The 14,759-nt window shown below is 57.2% G+C and carries 15 protein-coding genes; 9 read left to right on the top strand and 6 right to left on the bottom strand.

Annotation, left to right across the window (positions count from 1 at the left end; genetic code table 11):
* Window positions 1-24: 24 nt before the first annotated feature.
* From BM352_RS14020 to BM352_RS14000, 5 genes are all read right to left on the bottom strand, one after another.
* A complete protein-coding gene (locus BM352_RS14020) occupies window positions 25-1,050 on the bottom strand; it encodes a type 2 periplasmic-binding domain-containing protein (RefSeq protein ID WP_090217982.1) in 1,026 nt (341 codons plus the stop codon).
* Window positions 1,051-1,119: 69 nt separating this feature from the next.
* Window positions 1,120-2,622 (bottom strand): malonate--CoA ligase, encoded by a 1,503-nt coding sequence (locus BM352_RS14015; protein ID WP_090217980.1) that lies wholly within the window; start codon window positions 2,620-2,622, stop codon window positions 1,120-1,122.
* Window positions 2,619-3,923 (bottom strand): malonyl-CoA decarboxylase domain-containing protein, encoded by a 1,305-nt coding sequence (locus tag BM352_RS14010; protein WP_090217978.1) that lies wholly within the window; start codon window positions 3,921-3,923, stop codon window positions 2,619-2,621. Before BM352_RS14010 ends, BM352_RS14015 begins: the two co-directional genes overlap by 4 nt.
* A gap of 80 nt (window positions 3,924-4,003) precedes the next feature.
* Entirely contained in the window at window positions 4,004-4,663 is a 660-nt protein-coding gene (locus BM352_RS14005) for a GntR family transcriptional regulator (protein ID WP_245780996.1), read from the bottom strand.
* Window positions 4,664-4,689: 26 nt separating this feature from the next.
* The gene (locus BM352_RS14000; protein ID WP_090217973.1) at window positions 4,690-5,076 is read right to left on the bottom strand and encodes a YciI family protein; all 387 of its coding nucleotides are present in this window, start codon (window positions 5,074-5,076) and stop codon (window positions 4,690-4,692) included.
* An 86-nt stretch (window positions 5,077-5,162) separates the two neighbouring features.
* On the opposite strand from BM352_RS14000, the gene BM352_RS13995 reads away from it, so the two are divergent.
* From BM352_RS13995 to BM352_RS13960, 8 genes are all read left to right on the top strand, one after another.
* The gene (locus tag BM352_RS13995; RefSeq protein WP_090217970.1) at window positions 5,163-6,047 is read left to right on the top strand and encodes a fumarylacetoacetate hydrolase family protein; all 885 of its coding nucleotides are present in this window, start codon (window positions 5,163-5,165) and stop codon (window positions 6,045-6,047) included.
* Window positions 6,044-6,709: a malonic semialdehyde reductase gene (locus BM352_RS13990; protein ID WP_090217967.1), complete on the top strand. Its 666-nt coding sequence runs from the start codon at window positions 6,044-6,046 to the stop codon at window positions 6,707-6,709. Before BM352_RS13995 ends, BM352_RS13990 begins: the two co-directional genes overlap by 4 nt.
* 24 nt (window positions 6,710-6,733) lie before the next feature.
* A complete protein-coding gene (locus BM352_RS13985) occupies window positions 6,734-7,180 on the top strand; it encodes an OsmC family protein (RefSeq protein WP_245780995.1) in 447 nt (148 codons plus the stop codon).
* A 44-nt stretch (window positions 7,181-7,224) separates the two neighbouring features.
* Window positions 7,225-8,298 (top strand): C4-dicarboxylate TRAP transporter substrate-binding protein, encoded by a 1,074-nt coding sequence (locus tag BM352_RS13980; protein ID WP_090217962.1) that lies wholly within the window; start codon window positions 7,225-7,227, stop codon window positions 8,296-8,298.
* A gap of 28 nt (window positions 8,299-8,326) precedes the next feature.
* A complete protein-coding gene (locus tag BM352_RS13975) occupies window positions 8,327-8,875 on the top strand; it encodes a TRAP transporter small permease subunit (RefSeq protein ID WP_090217960.1) in 549 nt (182 codons plus the stop codon).
* On the top strand, window positions 8,875-10,179 hold the full coding sequence (locus BM352_RS13970; RefSeq protein ID WP_090217957.1) for a TRAP transporter large permease: 1,305 nt from the start codon (window positions 8,875-8,877) through the stop codon (window positions 10,177-10,179). Before BM352_RS13975 ends, BM352_RS13970 begins: the two co-directional genes overlap by 1 nt.
* 11 nt (window positions 10,180-10,190) lie before the next feature.
* Entirely contained in the window at window positions 10,191-11,057 is an 867-nt protein-coding gene (locus tag BM352_RS13965; RefSeq protein WP_090217955.1) for a dioxygenase family protein, read from the top strand.
* Window positions 11,058-11,184: 127 nt separating this feature from the next.
* Entirely contained in the window at window positions 11,185-11,463 is a 279-nt protein-coding gene (locus BM352_RS13960; RefSeq protein WP_090217952.1) for a hypothetical protein, read from the top strand.
* A 3-nt stretch (window positions 11,464-11,466) separates the two neighbouring features.
* On the opposite strand, the gene BM352_RS13955 is transcribed toward BM352_RS13960, so the two are convergent.
* Window positions 11,467-12,363, bottom strand: a complete 897-nt coding sequence (locus BM352_RS13955; protein ID WP_090217950.1) for a hydrogen peroxide-inducible genes activator — start codon at window positions 12,361-12,363, stop codon at window positions 11,467-11,469.
* A gap of 168 nt (window positions 12,364-12,531) precedes the next feature.
* On the opposite strand from BM352_RS13955, the gene katG reads away from it, so the two are divergent.
* The gene (gene katG / locus BM352_RS13950; RefSeq protein WP_090217948.1) at window positions 12,532-14,706 is read left to right on the top strand and encodes a catalase/peroxidase HPI; all 2,175 of its coding nucleotides are present in this window, start codon (window positions 12,532-12,534) and stop codon (window positions 14,704-14,706) included.
* Window positions 14,707-14,759 lie beyond the last annotated feature (53 nt).

Raw genomic sequence — 14,759 nt, 5'->3', positions numbered from 1 at the left:
GGGGCCGAACCCTGTGCAAGCGCCTTACTTGGCGGCTTCTTCAGCGTAGGTGAAGATCGCGTCAAACACGCCTTGCGCATCGAACTTGTCTTTGTTCGCCTCGATCCATGCGTCCCAAACCGGTTGCCCTGCGACCTTGCGGAATTCGGCCAGCTGTTCTTCGGAATAGACAATTTCCTGCATCGTCTCGCGGAATACCGGCAGGTTTTTGGCGTCTTGCGTGGCGTAGGCCTCTTGCTCGACATCCATGCCCATGTCGCGCAGATCCATCAGCAAGGTCTGGTATTGCTCTGGCAGGGCGTCATAGGCGGTTTTGTTGAGGACCCAGCCGCATTCCGACGTGCCCGGAGCGAGGTTGGAGGTGAACCAGTCGGCCTCCTCCGAGATACCGAAGGACACATGTGCATAGGTGTAAGGGAAGGCCGCGGCATCCAGCGCACCACGTTGGAACGCGGTGGAGGTCTCGCCGGCAGGCAGGGTTTGCTTGGTCGCGCCAAGCGCTTCCATTGCGTCACCCAAACCGCCGCCTGCACGCACGCGCAGACCGTTCCAGCCGGACAGCTCCGTTGGGGCGGGGCCTTTACCAAGAACTTCATACTGCGGCAGTAGTCCCGTCAGGTAAGGCATCGCATTCCATGCAGCCATATCGGCTACGATGGCGGGATGTTCGAACATTCTGGAGCGCACTTGCTTGTCGATTTTTGGGTCGCCCAACGGCAGGAACGGCAAAGAGAACACCATCCAAGCAGGGTTCTTGCCGGGGTGGTAGAAATTGCAAATCGCAGCGCCTTCGAAAGCGTTTAGCAGGATACCGTCAAGGTTTTCACGAGAGCTGGACAGCTGCCCGCCATAGAAAACCTCGATCTTGAATTTGCCGCCGGTGGCTTCTTCGACGCGGTCAGAAATTGCTTCAATGCCAGCCGACAAAGCGCGTGGGTTGCCCCACATGGACAGGCTCCAGTTCACTTCGGGCCCGTCGACTTGCTGCGCCATTGCTGAAGTTGAGGCCAGCATCAGGCCAAGAACGGCCGTCCGTTTAAAGTAAGTCATGTCATCCTCCCAGATGGTTGTGGCTTTTCGCCGGTTGTTATGCCGCCTTTTCCCCAAGGCGGTCGTAGATCAGGTGCTGTATTCCTCTCGCAGAACATTCTTTTGCACCTTGCCCATTGTGTTGCGCGGAAGCGCATCGATCAGGATGTAGCGGCGCGGATGTTTGAAGCGTGCCAGAAGAGGCTCGACCTTTTCAGCGATGCAATCGCTGTCGAGCGACGCGCCTGCTTCAAGAATAACCGCGGCCAGAACGCTTTCGCCGAAGTCGGGATGCGGCACGCCAAACACGGCACTTTCAAGCACACCGTCCACGTCGTTGATGACGTCCTCGATTTCCTTGGGGTAAATGTTGTATCCGCCTGAAATGATCAGGTCTTTCTGACGGCCCACGATGCTGATCCGCCCGTCTTCGGTCTTTACGCCCAGATCGCCGGTGATGAAGAAGCCCGTGTCACGAAGCTCTTCCGCGGTTTTCTCGGGCATCTTCCAATAGCCTTGGAAGACATTATCGCCGCGGACCTCGATCATGCCGATTTCGCCAGTAGGGATGGGCAATCCGGTATCGGGGTTGGTGATTTCAACCTCGGTTCCGGGCAGGGCGTACCCAACGGTGCCCTCGATCCGATCCCCGGAATATGGATTGGAAGTGATCATGTTGGTTTCAGTCATTCCATACCGTTCCAGAATGCGGTGACCAGTTCTGTCGCTAAAAGCTGTATGCGTTTCAGATAGTAGCGGCGCGGAGCCGGAGACGAACAGCCGCATATGGGCGCAAAGCTCTTTCGTCAGTCGTGGATCGTCGAGCAGTCGCGTATAGAACGTCGGCACGCCCATCAGCATGGTGGATTTGGGGAGCTCTTCGATAATCACATCCGGTTTGAAAGCCGCCATAAATCGCAGCCTAGCTCCAGCCAGAAGGCACGTGTTCATGGCTACAAACAGCCCATGAGTGTGGAAGATCGGCAAAGCGTGGATCAGCCGGTCCTTATTGGTAATCTCCCAAAGGTTAGTCAGCGACTGCGCGTTTGATAGCAAGTTCTTATGCGACAGCATCGCACCCTTGGACCGTCCAGTTGTCCCAGAAGTGTAGAGCAGGGCAGCCAGGTCATCAGGGCCGCGCGCTATAGTATCAAATTGCTCAGGGGCTGCGTCAGCTGCTGAGGCAAGGCTGCCGGTGCCGTCAGAAACGAGCGTTAGGACCGTCGCTTTGACGTCTGTCTGAATGCCGGATATCGCGGCTTCATCCTTGCTGTCGCACACAATGACTTTGGGTTCCGCATCCTCCAGAAAATACGACATCTCTGCCTGCGTGTAAGCAGTGTTGAGGGGCAGGTAGACGGCCCCCGATTGTACCGCGGCACCGTAAAGCGCGATAGTGTCGGCCAGCTTGGGGGCCTGCACCACGATGCGATCTCCCGGAGCCACACCTGCGTCTTTCAGAACGTTGGCCAGCTGCGCGACGCGGCGCACGAAGCCCGCATAGCTGAGCGTCGTGCCGTCGTCGCATTCCAGAAACGGGCCGTTATTGCTGGCGTGGGGGGCAATCAGCGCGTCATAGAGCGTATTCGTCACGTTGTCGGTTCCTTGGGTTTTGTCACGAGGGTCGCCGTGGACAATGCCTGAACCGAGCGCGAGGCCGCAACCGTGTACGCCGTCGCGAAGTCTTCGTGGTTCCGTTCGGCATGGGTCAAGTCATAGAGGTAATTGACCATGGCACCGCTGGATTGCGCGCTGCCATTCGCAGAGGTGTCAGCACCCGCATGGATGTCGTGCACCTCGGCCCCGTTGCCCAAATGAAAGCGGGCCACAGGATCGCGTGGAAGGCCATCGCTCCGTTTCGCGCCCAGCAGATACCGAGCGGCCATCGCACGCACATCTTCGGGGACGGCATCGCCCGAAAGAACCGATTGCGCAGCGGCCCCATGATCAGGGTCATCGGTCTGGGTTTCCAGCCAACGGTTTAGTCCTGGAATAGGTGAGAGCGTGACAAAGGACTCCAGCTGCGGGCATTCCAGAGAAAGCTCCGACACCACTTGTTTGATTAACAGGTTGCCAAAGCTGATCCCGGTTAGGCCTTTCTGGCAGTTGGAGATCGAATAGAAAACGGCCACCTTTGCCTGATCTGCCTCCAGCGGTGTGCGGCTGTCGGAAAGCACGGCGTCGATGGAGTTCGGGATGATCTCGGTCAGCGCGACTTCTACGAAGATCAGCGGTTCATCCGGCATGGCAGGGTGGAAGAATGCAAAGCAGCGGCGATCCGGCGGATATAGTCTGCGGCGCAGATCGTCCCAGTCGTTGATTTGATGCACTGCCTCGTAGGCCACGATCTTGTCGAGAATCCGCGCGGGCGTGTCCCAACTGATCTGCTGAAGCACGAGAAAGCCGCGATTGAACCAGCTGCGCAACAAGTGCACAAAATCCTGGTTTGTGCGGGCAAGGTCAGGCTCGTTTTTCAAGTGCTTGAGCAGGTCGACCCGCATCGCCACAAGTCCTGCAGTTGCACCAACAGGCTGGTTCAGACGGCGGAGAAACTCTTGTCTTTTGGGCTCTGCCGCCTCGCACAAGTCGTGAAAGAGCTCGGGCGTCGGGGCGGCGGCATAGGCCGTGGCAAGCTGGGCCACGTCTTCGGGGTTGATCTCAAGTTCGGTGTTCAAAAACAGGAAGAACGCGAGCCTTTCTCCCATATCAAGTGCCGCATAGCGCGCCATGATGGTCGACGCGAGACGGAGGCCGGAGACTTCACCTTCTGCAGAAAGCAGCGCATGGGAAAGCTCGTAAATATCGCGCGTATCGTCTTTGCCGCGCACGGATCCGCGCCGGACGAGAAGCTGGGACAACAAGTCCCCGAGGAAGCGATTGCGCTGCACTGTCATCTCCGAGTGAAAGAGAGTCGTTGCAAATTTAATATCGATATTTTTTAAGTCAGTCCAATTAAATCGTCAAAAAATTGACCTCAACCCTCGATCGTCCGCGACAAATACTTGCCTGTGAGGCGGTAATGGTTGAGCAAACTGGAGGATGCACGGTCGGCATCCCGCTGAACAGTTGCTTCCAGTATCTCTTCGTGCTCGGCAGGGATATCGCGGTTCTGATACCGGCTGCTGCCCGCAGCGAGATAGCGATACCGGATATTGAGATCGTAAAGCTGATCGCAGAGGCGTTCCAGCATAGGGGAGCCGCTATTTGCCAGAAGTGCCATGTGGAAGGTTTTATGGGCCGCTTCAAAAACAGCCGTTTCTTTGCCGGTGGCTTTCTTCATGTGGTGATGGGTGAGCACCAAGCGTTCTTCCCAATCTGACGTCGCGTTCGCAATGGACTGGCGCAGGGCCATATCCTCAAGCGAGCAGCGCAGGGCCAAAATCTCTTCGAAATTTGCCTTACTGGCCGGGGCCGCTCGAAAGCCGCGCTGGTCGATGCGTTCTACAAGCATGTCAGATGTCAGCAGGCTAAGGGCTTCCCGCACCGGCGACGCGCCGGTGTTCAGAAGTCCGCGCAACTCTTCGATCTTGAGCTTCTGACCCGCAGGTAGCCGACCCGTCAGGATCATGTCACGCAGGGCAAGATAGGCACCATGGGTGGCCGAGGTTTCCTTGCCGCTGGTGGCATCGATCATGTTCATGGTCCGCACCCCTGTTCTGGTTATGTCAAGCTGATGGTCTTGGTAGATAGGCCGACCGAAAGGGTCAGCGATCCCTCGTTTATCATCCAGCGGCGCAATGTGAAACTACGCGCGCCGCTTTTGTGCATCGGGTCATCTTCGGCGAGTGCGCGCGCGGTTTCGAGGGACTCTGCGCGGTAAATGATCAAGCCCATCCCTTGCATATGGTCGCCGCTTTCGTCCGACATAGGTCCGGCAAAAGCAAGCTTTCCTTCCGCTTCAAGCCGCGCTTGATAAGCGAGATGGTCGGGCAGGGAGGCTTTGACGTCTTCCGGGGCCTTCGCTGGTGTGCTGTGCGCGACGTAAAGTTCTAGCGCCAGAGCGCCGCGTTTCTTGGCCTCTGCTTTATAGTCCGCCCATGCAACCATTTCCGTGCTCCGTAAAAAAATCGATATTTATTGACATTAAGGGTGATTGTAGTCAGAATTTTTCCAAACTGACAAGGACAGCATTCATGAAATATTTGGTAGGCGAGACAAAAAGTGGAACTGCGGTGTTCGCAGTTAACGGCGAAAAAGCCGTTAATCTTACGGCTTTGAATGCCGAGATCGGTGACGATCTCATGGCGCTCATTCAGACACCTTCGATGCTAGAATCGGTCGCTGGCAAGATTGCCGGAGCACCTTCCGTTGACGTCTCCTCGATCACGCCAGCCCTGCCAGTGGCCAAGCCCGGCACGATCATTTGTCTTGGGTTAAACTATACCGACCACATCAAAGAAGGCGGCTATGAAATCCCGGACTATCCGGCTCTTTTCATGCGTGGAAAGAACTCGATCATGGCCGCCGGTGCGCCTCTGGTCCGCCCGACCTGTTCCGAAAAGTTGGACTACGAAGCCGAACTGATGATGATCATCGGCAAGGGAGGGCGTCACATTTCCGAAGCTGACGCTCTGGACCATGTGTTTGGCTACACCGTGTTCAATGACGGGTCGGTGCGGGACTACCAACGCAAGACCCACCAGTGGACGCCGGGCAAGAATTTCGATGACACCGGCGCGATTGGGCCGTTTGTAGTGACACCGGACGAAGTGCCAGCAGGGGCCAGTGGGCTTAAAATTGAAAGCCGTGTGGGCGATGAAATTTTGCAGTCCTCCAACACCGCCAACATGATCTGGTCCGTGGCGCAAACCATCGCGACCATCTCTGAGTACACAACCCTAGAGCCGGGCGATCTGATCGCGATGGGCACGCCTCCGGGTGTGGGCCACGCCAAGAAGCCGAACCCGCGCTGGTTGGTTCCGGGCGAAGTCGTGGACATCGAGATCGAGGGCATCGGCATCTGCTCCAACCCGATTGTGGACGAGAAAGACCACGCAGCATCGGTGGCCGCGGAATGAATGCACCGACCGGCAAAGAGCTTGAACAGGCACGAAGTTCGGCGCAGGAAAACCACCGCGCGTTGCACAGACGTATCAGTCGGCTGTCGGATGATGCGATCGACCTGATCTTGCGCGATGCGCGATCTCATTATGCGTGGAAAGACCAACCGATCGCCGACAGCGTCTTGCATGAGTTATATGACATCACGATCAACGGCCCGACGAGCATGAACACCTTGCCCGCGCGGTTTGTCTTCGTGAAGACTCCCGAAGGAAAGGCGCGGTTGGCCAAATCGCTGAAGCCGCAAAACGTCCCTAAGATGATGGGCGCGCCTGTGACTGCGATTATCGCCCATGACATGGATTTCTGGAAAGAGCTTCCGTTCCTGTTCCCGCACGAGGATCGTCGTCACCTCTTTGACGGAAACCCCGAATATTGCGCCGATACCGCGTATCGAAACGGTACCCTGCAGGGCGCTTACTTCATGATCGCAGCGCGCGCTTTGGGTCTTGATGTAGGTGCGATGTCGGGCTTCTCGAACGCGATCGTGGACGAGGAGTTCTTCGCCGGAACGACGCTGAAATCCAACTTCCTGTGCAATATCGGCTACGCTGACGAGACCGCATTGTTTCAGAAACTGCCGCGGTTTCCGTTCGACAAAGTCTGTAGTTTCGCCTGAAAGGAACGTCCCATCGCAATCAAGATGAAATCCGTCGTGACCTATCGAGCAACCGCCAGTTGCCCGACACATGCGCGCACAGAGATTCCCGTGCGCGATGTAAAGGTCATCATCGACGAGCCAATAGAGCGCGGGGGCACCAACATGGGCCCCTCACCAACCGAGACAGCGATGACGGCGCTTATCGCCTGCACCAATGTCATCGGACACAAAAATGCACATCGCCTGGGTGTTGATTTGGGGGAAATCAGCATCGATGCGGCGTGTCAATTCGACCGGCGTGGCGTTCTCATGGAGGAAGAGATCGACGTGCCATTTCCTGCAATCACCCTGACGGTGAATTGCACCACACCCGCCAGCCAAGAGGAGTTGGAAAACGTAGGCCGCGAGACTGCGAAATACTGCGCAATTGCCAAGCTGTTTGAGGCGGCGGGCACGGATTTAACGGTCAACTGGGTGAAGCTTAACTAACTATAATTTAGGCAAAATGCCAAACTTTCTGGGAGGAAGACAAAATGAACAATTGGACACGACGTAGCCTTATGGGGGCGGCCCTCGCGACGATGACGGCGCTGCCGCTTGCCGCTCAAGAACGGATTTCTGCAGTCGTTATCGACGGCTATCCAGCCCGCGCCTTGTGGGTGAAAGAATTTACCGACTTCTTCATTCCTGAGGTCGACAAACGCCTTGCCGAAAGCGGAAAATACGCGATGGACTGGCAGGAAAACTATGGCGGCTCCATCGTGAAACCCAAAGGCGTGCTTGAAGGCGTGCAACTGGGCTTGGGTGATATCGGTATCGTCACCACGATCTTCCACTCGTCCAAATTGCCGAGCCAAGGTCTGGCGGCTGTCACACCATTCGTTTCGTCAGACGCGCGGGCTGTTGCCAAGGCCATTGACGAAATCGCCCGCGAATATCCGGCCATGCAAAACGAGTTCGCCGCCCAGAACCAAGTGTATCTGGCCACGGGGGTCGTGCTCGACAGCTATCAGGTGTTCTCAACCAAGGAAGTGGCCAGCATATCTGAACTGGAAGGCTTCAAAGTTGCGGGCGCGGGCATGAACCTGCGCTATCTTGAGGGCATCAAGGACGCCGCAGGCGTGCGCGGCGGGCTGACCGATTTCTACAACATGATGCAGACCGGTCTGGTCGATGCGAGCATGCTGTGGCCGGAAGCAGCCAAGACTTTCAAGATTGCAGAAGTCGCACCTTACATGCTGCGCGCTGATCTTGGCGCGGTGAACTCTAAAACCATCACGGTCAACGCGGATTACTGGAAGGGTCTGCCTGACGAGGTCAAAGAGGTTCTGAAAGCTGTGGCAATCGACTATCGCGACCATGTTGCCGGCATTGCAATGGACCGCGCCAAAGCGTCCGAGGACGCTTACGTCGCGGGCGGTGGCAAGATCATTGATGTCTCTGTCGAAGACCGCGCGGCATGGGCTGCTGCGATGCCAAACATCGCGCAAGAGTGGGCCGAACAGTTGAACGCCAATGGCGAGCCGGGCACCGAAATGCTTGAGGCCTATCTTGCCAAGCTTGCGGCTGCAGGTTTTACCGGCGCCCGCGACTGGTCCAAGCCTTAAATCCTACGATCCGAGAGGGGCCAACACTATGCTTAAGCCTGCACTGGCTGGCCTCACTCGGGTCACCAACACCCTTGCGATTGTCGCCAATGTCGCCGGAACCATCGCTGTTCTGGGGCTGGTGACGATCCTCAATGTCGATGTCGTTGCGCGGGGCGTGTTCAATGCCCCGCTCAAAGGCACCTACGAAATCGTCCAGATGGCGGTGGTTTTCATTGTGTTTTTGCAGCTCGCAGATGTTGTGCGAGTGGACCGGCTAACACGGTCGGACGGCTTCCTGCTTATTCTGGATCGCACGCGCCCGCGGCTCACGGCGAACCTGCGTCGCATCATCAACGCGGTCTCTGCGATCTTTATGGGGCTTATTGCCTACATCATGTTCCCCGAGTTCCTTCATATGTGGGAAACGCAGGACTTTTTCGGCGTTCCGGGACTGTTCACCGCTCCGTGGTGGCCGGTCAAACTGGTGATCGCGTCGGGATGCGCGCTGTCATGCGTCATCTTCGTTCTCAAGGTAATTACCGCGCAGGATCGCCCGCAGCTGATCCGCGCCCCAGAACATGACGAGTCCAACTGATGACACCTATTGAGATTGGCCTGATCTCGGTCGTCGCGATCGTTTTCTTGATCTACGCTGGCGTCTACATTCCCGTAGCCCTTGGTACGGTGTCGTTCATCTCGATCTGGCTCATGCGTGACAACTTCACGTTGGCGCTGAACCTGCTGAAGGTTGCCGTCGGAGACAGCGCGATGGAATACAGCTTCGCCACAATTCCGCTGTTCACGTTTATGGGGCTGATAGTTTCGAAGGCAGGGCTGGGGCGAGATATTTACGAGGTTATGACCATGCGGTTTCGCAAGGTCAAAGGCGGCATCGGGATGGCAACGGTCGGGGCGAATGCAGTTTTTGCGGCCGTGACCGGATCCTCCATTGCGTCAGCCTCGGTGTTCACCAAGGTCTCCGTTCCGCAGATGATGGCGCAGGGGTATAACCCGCGCTTTGCTGTGGGCGTTGTGGCGGGCAGCTCGGTCTTGGGCATGATCATTCCGCCTTCCGCGATGTTGATCATATATTCCTTCGTGGCGGAGCAATCGGTGGGCGATATGTTTCTTGCGGGCGTCATTCCCGGCATCTTGCTGGCGCTGGCCTATGTCGCAGCGATCTGGTTTATGGGGCGCTTCACCCCGGACTTCATTGGTGGCCGCGCGATTGAAGACACCGAATGGATGTCAACGCGCGAAGTGGCCTCCAAGACGTTGCCAACACTCGGACTTATCACGGTCGTTTTGGGCGGGATCTACACCGGCTGGCTGACAGCAGTAGAGGCGGGCGCCGCTGGCGGGCTGGTCGCGTTGGTCATCGCGGTTGTGCGGCGGTCCATGAGCCTAAAGAATTTCTGGGATGCGTTGCTTGAGACCGGCCACATCACCGCCGCGATCCTGTTCCTGATCACCGCCGCTTCGATCTACAGCCGGATGCTGGGCATGGCCGGGTTGCCAAACCAGTTGGAAGATATGCTGGCGGGCAACTCGGCCTCATTCTGGACCATTATGCTGATCTTCGTTTTGCTGATGTTGTTCTTAGGAACGTTGCTGGACACCGCGTCGATCATTTTGATCGTGGTGCCGCTGTTCTTGCCGATGATCGAGACGATGAACCTGTCGTTGATCTGGTTCGGCATCATTACCGTTGTCGGCGCAGAGATCGGGTTGCTGACGCCGCCGCTGGGCATATCCTGCTTCGTTATCAAATCGACGATCAATGATGATCGCATATCGCTTCGCGACGTGTTCATGGGCGCGCTGCCCTTCGCGTTCGTGATGCTAATCGTGCTGCTGCTGTTGATCCAGTTCCCAATTCTTAGCCTTGCCCTAATGTAGGAGGCCACCCCATGCGCACAGTTACCAAAGAGAACATCACCGACGTTTTCGCAGCCTATTTCGGCGAGGATACCGATCCTCGAACCCGCGAAGTGCTTGTCGCGATGGCGCGGCATTTGCATGACTTCGCACGCGAGGTGAACCTGACCCATGCAGAATGGCGCAAGGGGTTGTCCATGTTGGAACATGCGGGCCGGATCACCTCGCCAGAGCGCAACGAGTTTGTGCTGTTTTCGGACGTGCTGGGGCTATCTTCGCTGGTTGACATGATGCATTCAAACCCTCGCGCCACCAGCTCGTCGGTGTTGGGGCCATTCCACGTCTCGAACCCGCCAAAGCTAGAGATTGGCGGCGACATGAAGCGCGACTTCGAGGGGCCGGTCCTATGTGTGGAGGGGCAGGTGCGCGATCTTGATGGCAACCCGATCCCGCATGCCGAGATCGATATTTGGCAAACCGCGCCCAACGGGCTCTATTCTAGTCAGGACCCCGATCAGGATATCCATTCCTTCCACGGATTGATGACCGCCGATGACAGCGGTCATTTCCGGTTCACCACTGTGCGTCCGGTTGAGTATACCGTGCCCTCTGATGGCCCGGTCGGTGAACTGCTGGATGCTGCCGGACGCCACCCGTGGCGTCCGTCGCATCTGCATTACATTATCAAAGCTCCGGGTTTTATCTCTTTGGTGACGGAGGTCTTCCCCGACGATGATCCGTATCTGGATCAGGACACAGTCTTTGGCGTCCGCGATGATTTGGTGATGTCCTATGTGGAAAAACCCGCCAGCGAGTTCCCCGATGGGATGGCGCTGTCGGCCCAAATCACCGATCCGTTTTTGTATGTGAAGTTCGACGTCATTCTGGCACCTGAGTAATCCGTAGATCGCGCTGCCTCTCGTGAGCGTTCGTAGAGACAGTTAGGGCCACGCGTCGTCATTCTTTTGCCGCCTTTTTGTAGGAGATTACGCCTGAATTCTTCGGACGTTTTGAAGGGATAGCGCGATGGCATTTGAGGCAATTGCAGCGTGTGAGACAACTGTCAGCTTGTTGCGCGCCGTCACATTGGGGGCGGGCGATGCATGTGTTTCGCTTGATCTATGGTCGCTTGCAGCGTTTGGGGCCGTGTTCATCGGTGCCGTTATCGCATTACAGTTCGGCGCGCACCGCGCGCTAGGCTTGCGTAAGTCGCGCAAACCCATGGCACCACCAGCGAAGGTCGATGCGTTTGACGTCAAATATGATGGCGGTCCGATCAAATCGACTGAGGGATGGCGGAGCTAAAAATCAGGCTGCGTCGACGCCAACTTCGCGAAACAACTCAGCAATCGCGGTTAAATGCTCCGCCAGAGGATTGGTGTTACGCCAAACCATTCCGACAGTTCGGGACGGTTGCGGATTAGGCAGATGTGCAATCGACACGGCCGCCGAGCGTGTCTCGATCCGAACCGCCATTTCAGGGATCAACGTCACACCAATTCCCGCGCCCACCATTTGAACCAGCGTCGAAAGAGAACTGGCCTCCATCAAGTCGCGCGGCAAAGACGATGACAGGTTGCAGTAGGAGATCGCCTGATCTCGAAAACAGTGACCTTCTTCCAAAAGCAGAAGCCGCATTTCGCGCAGTTTGTCCGAACTGGGCACAGGCTTGCCCGCGTCTTCTTCGGATCGCACCAGAACAAAATCTTCTTCGAACAGAGCGACTTCGGTCAAGGATGGCTCGGACACGGGCAGCGCCACAATCGCCGCGTCGATGCGCCCGTCGAGCAACTCGTCAATCAGTGTCTGAGTGACAGCCTCACGCGGGTGCGGGTCAAGATCGGGGTGGCGCAAGGACAGCCGTTTCACAAAAGCGGGTAGCAGGTAGGGCGCAATCGTCGGGATGATGCCGATCCGGAACGGGCCGGACAGGTCATTGCGGGAGGCGCGGGCAAGGTCGCTCAACTCGTCTACCGACCGTAACACCTCGCGGGCGCGGGCGGAAAACTCCTCTCCCAAGCGGGTGAGGCGGATACGCCGGGCTCCACGCTCGATCAAGGGCGCGCCAAGGATCCGCTCCAATTCTTGCATTTGGACCGACAAGGCGGGCTGCGAGATGGCACAAACATCTGCGGCCCTGCCAAAATGGCCGTGATGGGCTAGCGCTTCGAAATATCTGAGGTGTTTCAGGGTGATCTGGCTCATAGTCTTAGATTATCGATATGATTAGAAAATACAAATTTTAACTATCGCATCTTGGGCTTACACTAACTCCGTAAGCCGTAGGTGCCCCGTGGGGGATTCTTTCTTAAGCCGACCCTTCAGAAACGTCATCAGACGCACCACGCCACGAAACAACAAGCGGAGAGTATTATGGACGGAAACAAGATCAATGGCGCGGGCGGATGTCCGGTAATGCACGGGGCCCATACTGATATGGCGTCGTCGGTGATGGACTGGTGGCCGAACGCTCTGAACCTGGACATTTTGCACCAACATGACTCCAAGACCAACCCGATGGGGGCAGACTTCGACTATCGCGAAGAGGTCAAGACACTCGACTTCGACGCGGTAAAGAAAGACCTGCACGCGTTCATGACCGACAGCCAAGACTGGTGGCCGGCTGACTGGGGTCACTATGGTGGCCTGATGATCCGGATGGCATGGCACTCCGCAGGGTCCTACCGCTTGGCCGATGGTCGTGGCGGCGGCGGCACGGGCAACCAGCGCTTCGCCCCTTTGAACTCTTGGCCGGACAACGTGAACCTTGATAAGGCCCGCCGTCTGCTGTGGCCGATCAAGAAGAAATACGGCAACAAGCTGAGCTGGGCCGATCTTATGATCCTGGCGGGCAATGTCGCTTACGAATCCATGGGCCTGAAAACATACGGCTTTGCCTTTGGTCGTCCTGACATCTGGCATCCAGAAATTGACGTCTACTGGGGGGCAGAGAAGGAATGGCTTGCCCCAAGTGACGAGCGGTATGATGACGTGAATGATCCGTCGACGATGGAAAACCCTTTGGCCGCCGTCCAGATGGGCCTGATCTACGTCAACCCCGAAGGGGTAAACGGAAGCCCGGATCCACTGAAAACCGCACAGCAGGTTCGCGAAACCTTCGCCCGTATGGCGATGGACGACGAAGAAACCGTGGCCTTGGCCGCAGGCGGGCACACTGTCGGGAAGTGCCACGGCAACGGCAGCGCGGACGTGCTGGGCGAGGCGCCAGAAGCTGGTGGCGTCGAAGAAATGGGTCTCGGGTGGAATAACCCGCAAGGCTCTGGCGCGGGGGGTGACACAGTTTCGAGCGGTCTCGAAGGCGCTTGGACCACAAACCCGACCAAATGGGATAACGGCTACTTCTACCTGCTGTTCACCTATGACTGGGAGCTGAAGAAGAGCCCAGCCGGTGCTTGGCAGTGGGAGCCAATCAACATCAAGGAAGAAGACAAGCCTGTCGATTCCGCAGACCCGTCGGTGCGTCGCAATCCGATCATGACCGATGCGGATATGGCCATGAAGATGGATCCGATCTACCGCGAGATTTCCGAGAAGTTCTACAAGAACCCTGACTACTTCTCTGAGGTGTTCGCGCGCGCTTGGTTCAAACTGACCCACCGCGATATGGGCCCGAAGGTTCGCTATATCGGGCCAGAAGCGCCGCAAGAGGATCTGATCTGGCAAGACCCGATCCCGAATGGCAACACAGGCTACGACATTGACGCAGTCAAAGCCAAGATCGCGGCAAGCGGGTTGAGCATCAGCGAGATGGTCTCGACCGCTTGGGACAGCGCGCGGACCTATCGCGGGTCTGACATGCGGGGTGGTGCGAACGGTGCCCGCATTCGTCTGGCCCCGCAAAAAGACTGGGAGGGCAACGAGCCGGACCGTTTGGCCAAAGTGCTTGATGTGCTAGGCGCTATCGCCGCTGATACAGGTGCAAGCGTTGCGGACGTGATCGTGCTGGCGGGGAACCTTGGGGTAGAGCAGGCGGCCAAGGCGGCTGGGTTCGACATCTCGGTGCCTTTTGCGGCGGGTCGTGGTGATGCGGCGGACGAGATGACAGATGCTGAGTCATTCGAGCCGCTGGAGCCGGTACATGATGGCTACCGCAACTGGCTGAAAAAGGACTACGCAGTCAGCGCTGAGGAGCTTTTGCTGGACCGCACGCAGCTTATGGGGCTGACCGCGCATGAGATGACTGCACTGGTCGGAGGCATGCGCGTTATCGGCACCAACCACGGTGGCACAAAACATGGTGTGTTCACCGATCGGGAAGGGGCACTGACGACGGACTTCTTCGTCAACCTGACCGATATCGCGAATGTGTGGAAACCGGCAGCTGGTAACCTTTACGAAATCCGTGATCGCAAGTCTGACGCGGTAAAGTGGACGGCAACGCGGGTTGATCTGGTGTTCGGTTCGAACTCCATCCTGCGGGCCTATGCCGAAGTTTACGCCCAAGATGACAACGCCGAGAAGTTTGTGAACGATTTTGTCGCCGCTTGGACAAAGGTCATGAACGCGGATCGTTTCGACATCGCCTAAAAAATTCCCCGCGCGGCCCATGGGCAGCGCGGGGACGTTTCTTTCTTCGCTGG

The sequence above is a fragment of the Litoreibacter janthinus genome (assembly GCF_900111945.1).
In the GTDB taxonomy this organism is placed as follows: domain Bacteria; phylum Pseudomonadota; class Alphaproteobacteria; order Rhodobacterales; family Rhodobacteraceae; genus Litoreibacter; species Litoreibacter janthinus.
Note: the sequence above shows the minus strand (reverse complement) of the source record. Positions and strands in the feature narration are given on the sequence as shown.

Coding starts and splice junctions, on each gene's coding strand:
- BM352_RS14020 (WP_090217982.1), bottom strand. CDS start 1,050: ATGACTTACTTTAAACGGACGGCCGTTCTTGGCCTGATGCTGGCCTCA.
- BM352_RS14010 (WP_090217978.1), bottom strand. CDS start 3,923: ATGACAGTGCAGCGCAATCGCTTCCTCGGGGACTTGTTGTCCCAGCTT.
- BM352_RS14005 (WP_245780996.1), bottom strand. CDS start 4,663: ATGATCGATGCCACCAGCGGCAAGGAAACCTCGGCCACCCATGGTGCC.
- BM352_RS14000 (WP_090217973.1), bottom strand. CDS start 5,076: ATGGTTGCATGGGCGGACTATAAAGCAGAGGCCAAGAAACGCGGCGCT.
- BM352_RS13995 (WP_090217970.1), top strand. CDS start 5,163: ATGAAATATTTGGTAGGCGAGACAAAAAGTGGAACTGCGGTGTTCGCA.
- BM352_RS13990 (WP_090217967.1), top strand. CDS start 6,044: ATGAATGCACCGACCGGCAAAGAGCTTGAACAGGCACGAAGTTCGGCG.
- BM352_RS13985 (WP_245780995.1), top strand. CDS start 6,734: ATGAAATCCGTCGTGACCTATCGAGCAACCGCCAGTTGCCCGACACAT.
- BM352_RS13980 (WP_090217962.1), top strand. CDS start 7,225: ATGAACAATTGGACACGACGTAGCCTTATGGGGGCGGCCCTCGCGACG.
- BM352_RS13975 (WP_090217960.1), top strand. CDS start 8,327: ATGCTTAAGCCTGCACTGGCTGGCCTCACTCGGGTCACCAACACCCTT.
- BM352_RS13970 (WP_090217957.1), top strand. CDS start 8,875: ATGACACCTATTGAGATTGGCCTGATCTCGGTCGTCGCGATCGTTTTC.
- BM352_RS13965 (WP_090217955.1), top strand. CDS start 10,191: ATGCGCACAGTTACCAAAGAGAACATCACCGACGTTTTCGCAGCCTAT.
- BM352_RS13960 (WP_090217952.1), top strand. CDS start 11,185: ATGGCATTTGAGGCAATTGCAGCGTGTGAGACAACTGTCAGCTTGTTG.
- BM352_RS13955 (WP_090217950.1), bottom strand. CDS start 12,363: ATGAGCCAGATCACCCTGAAACACCTCAGATATTTCGAAGCGCTAGCC.
- katG (WP_090217948.1), top strand. CDS start 12,532: ATGGACGGAAACAAGATCAATGGCGCGGGCGGATGTCCGGTAATGCAC.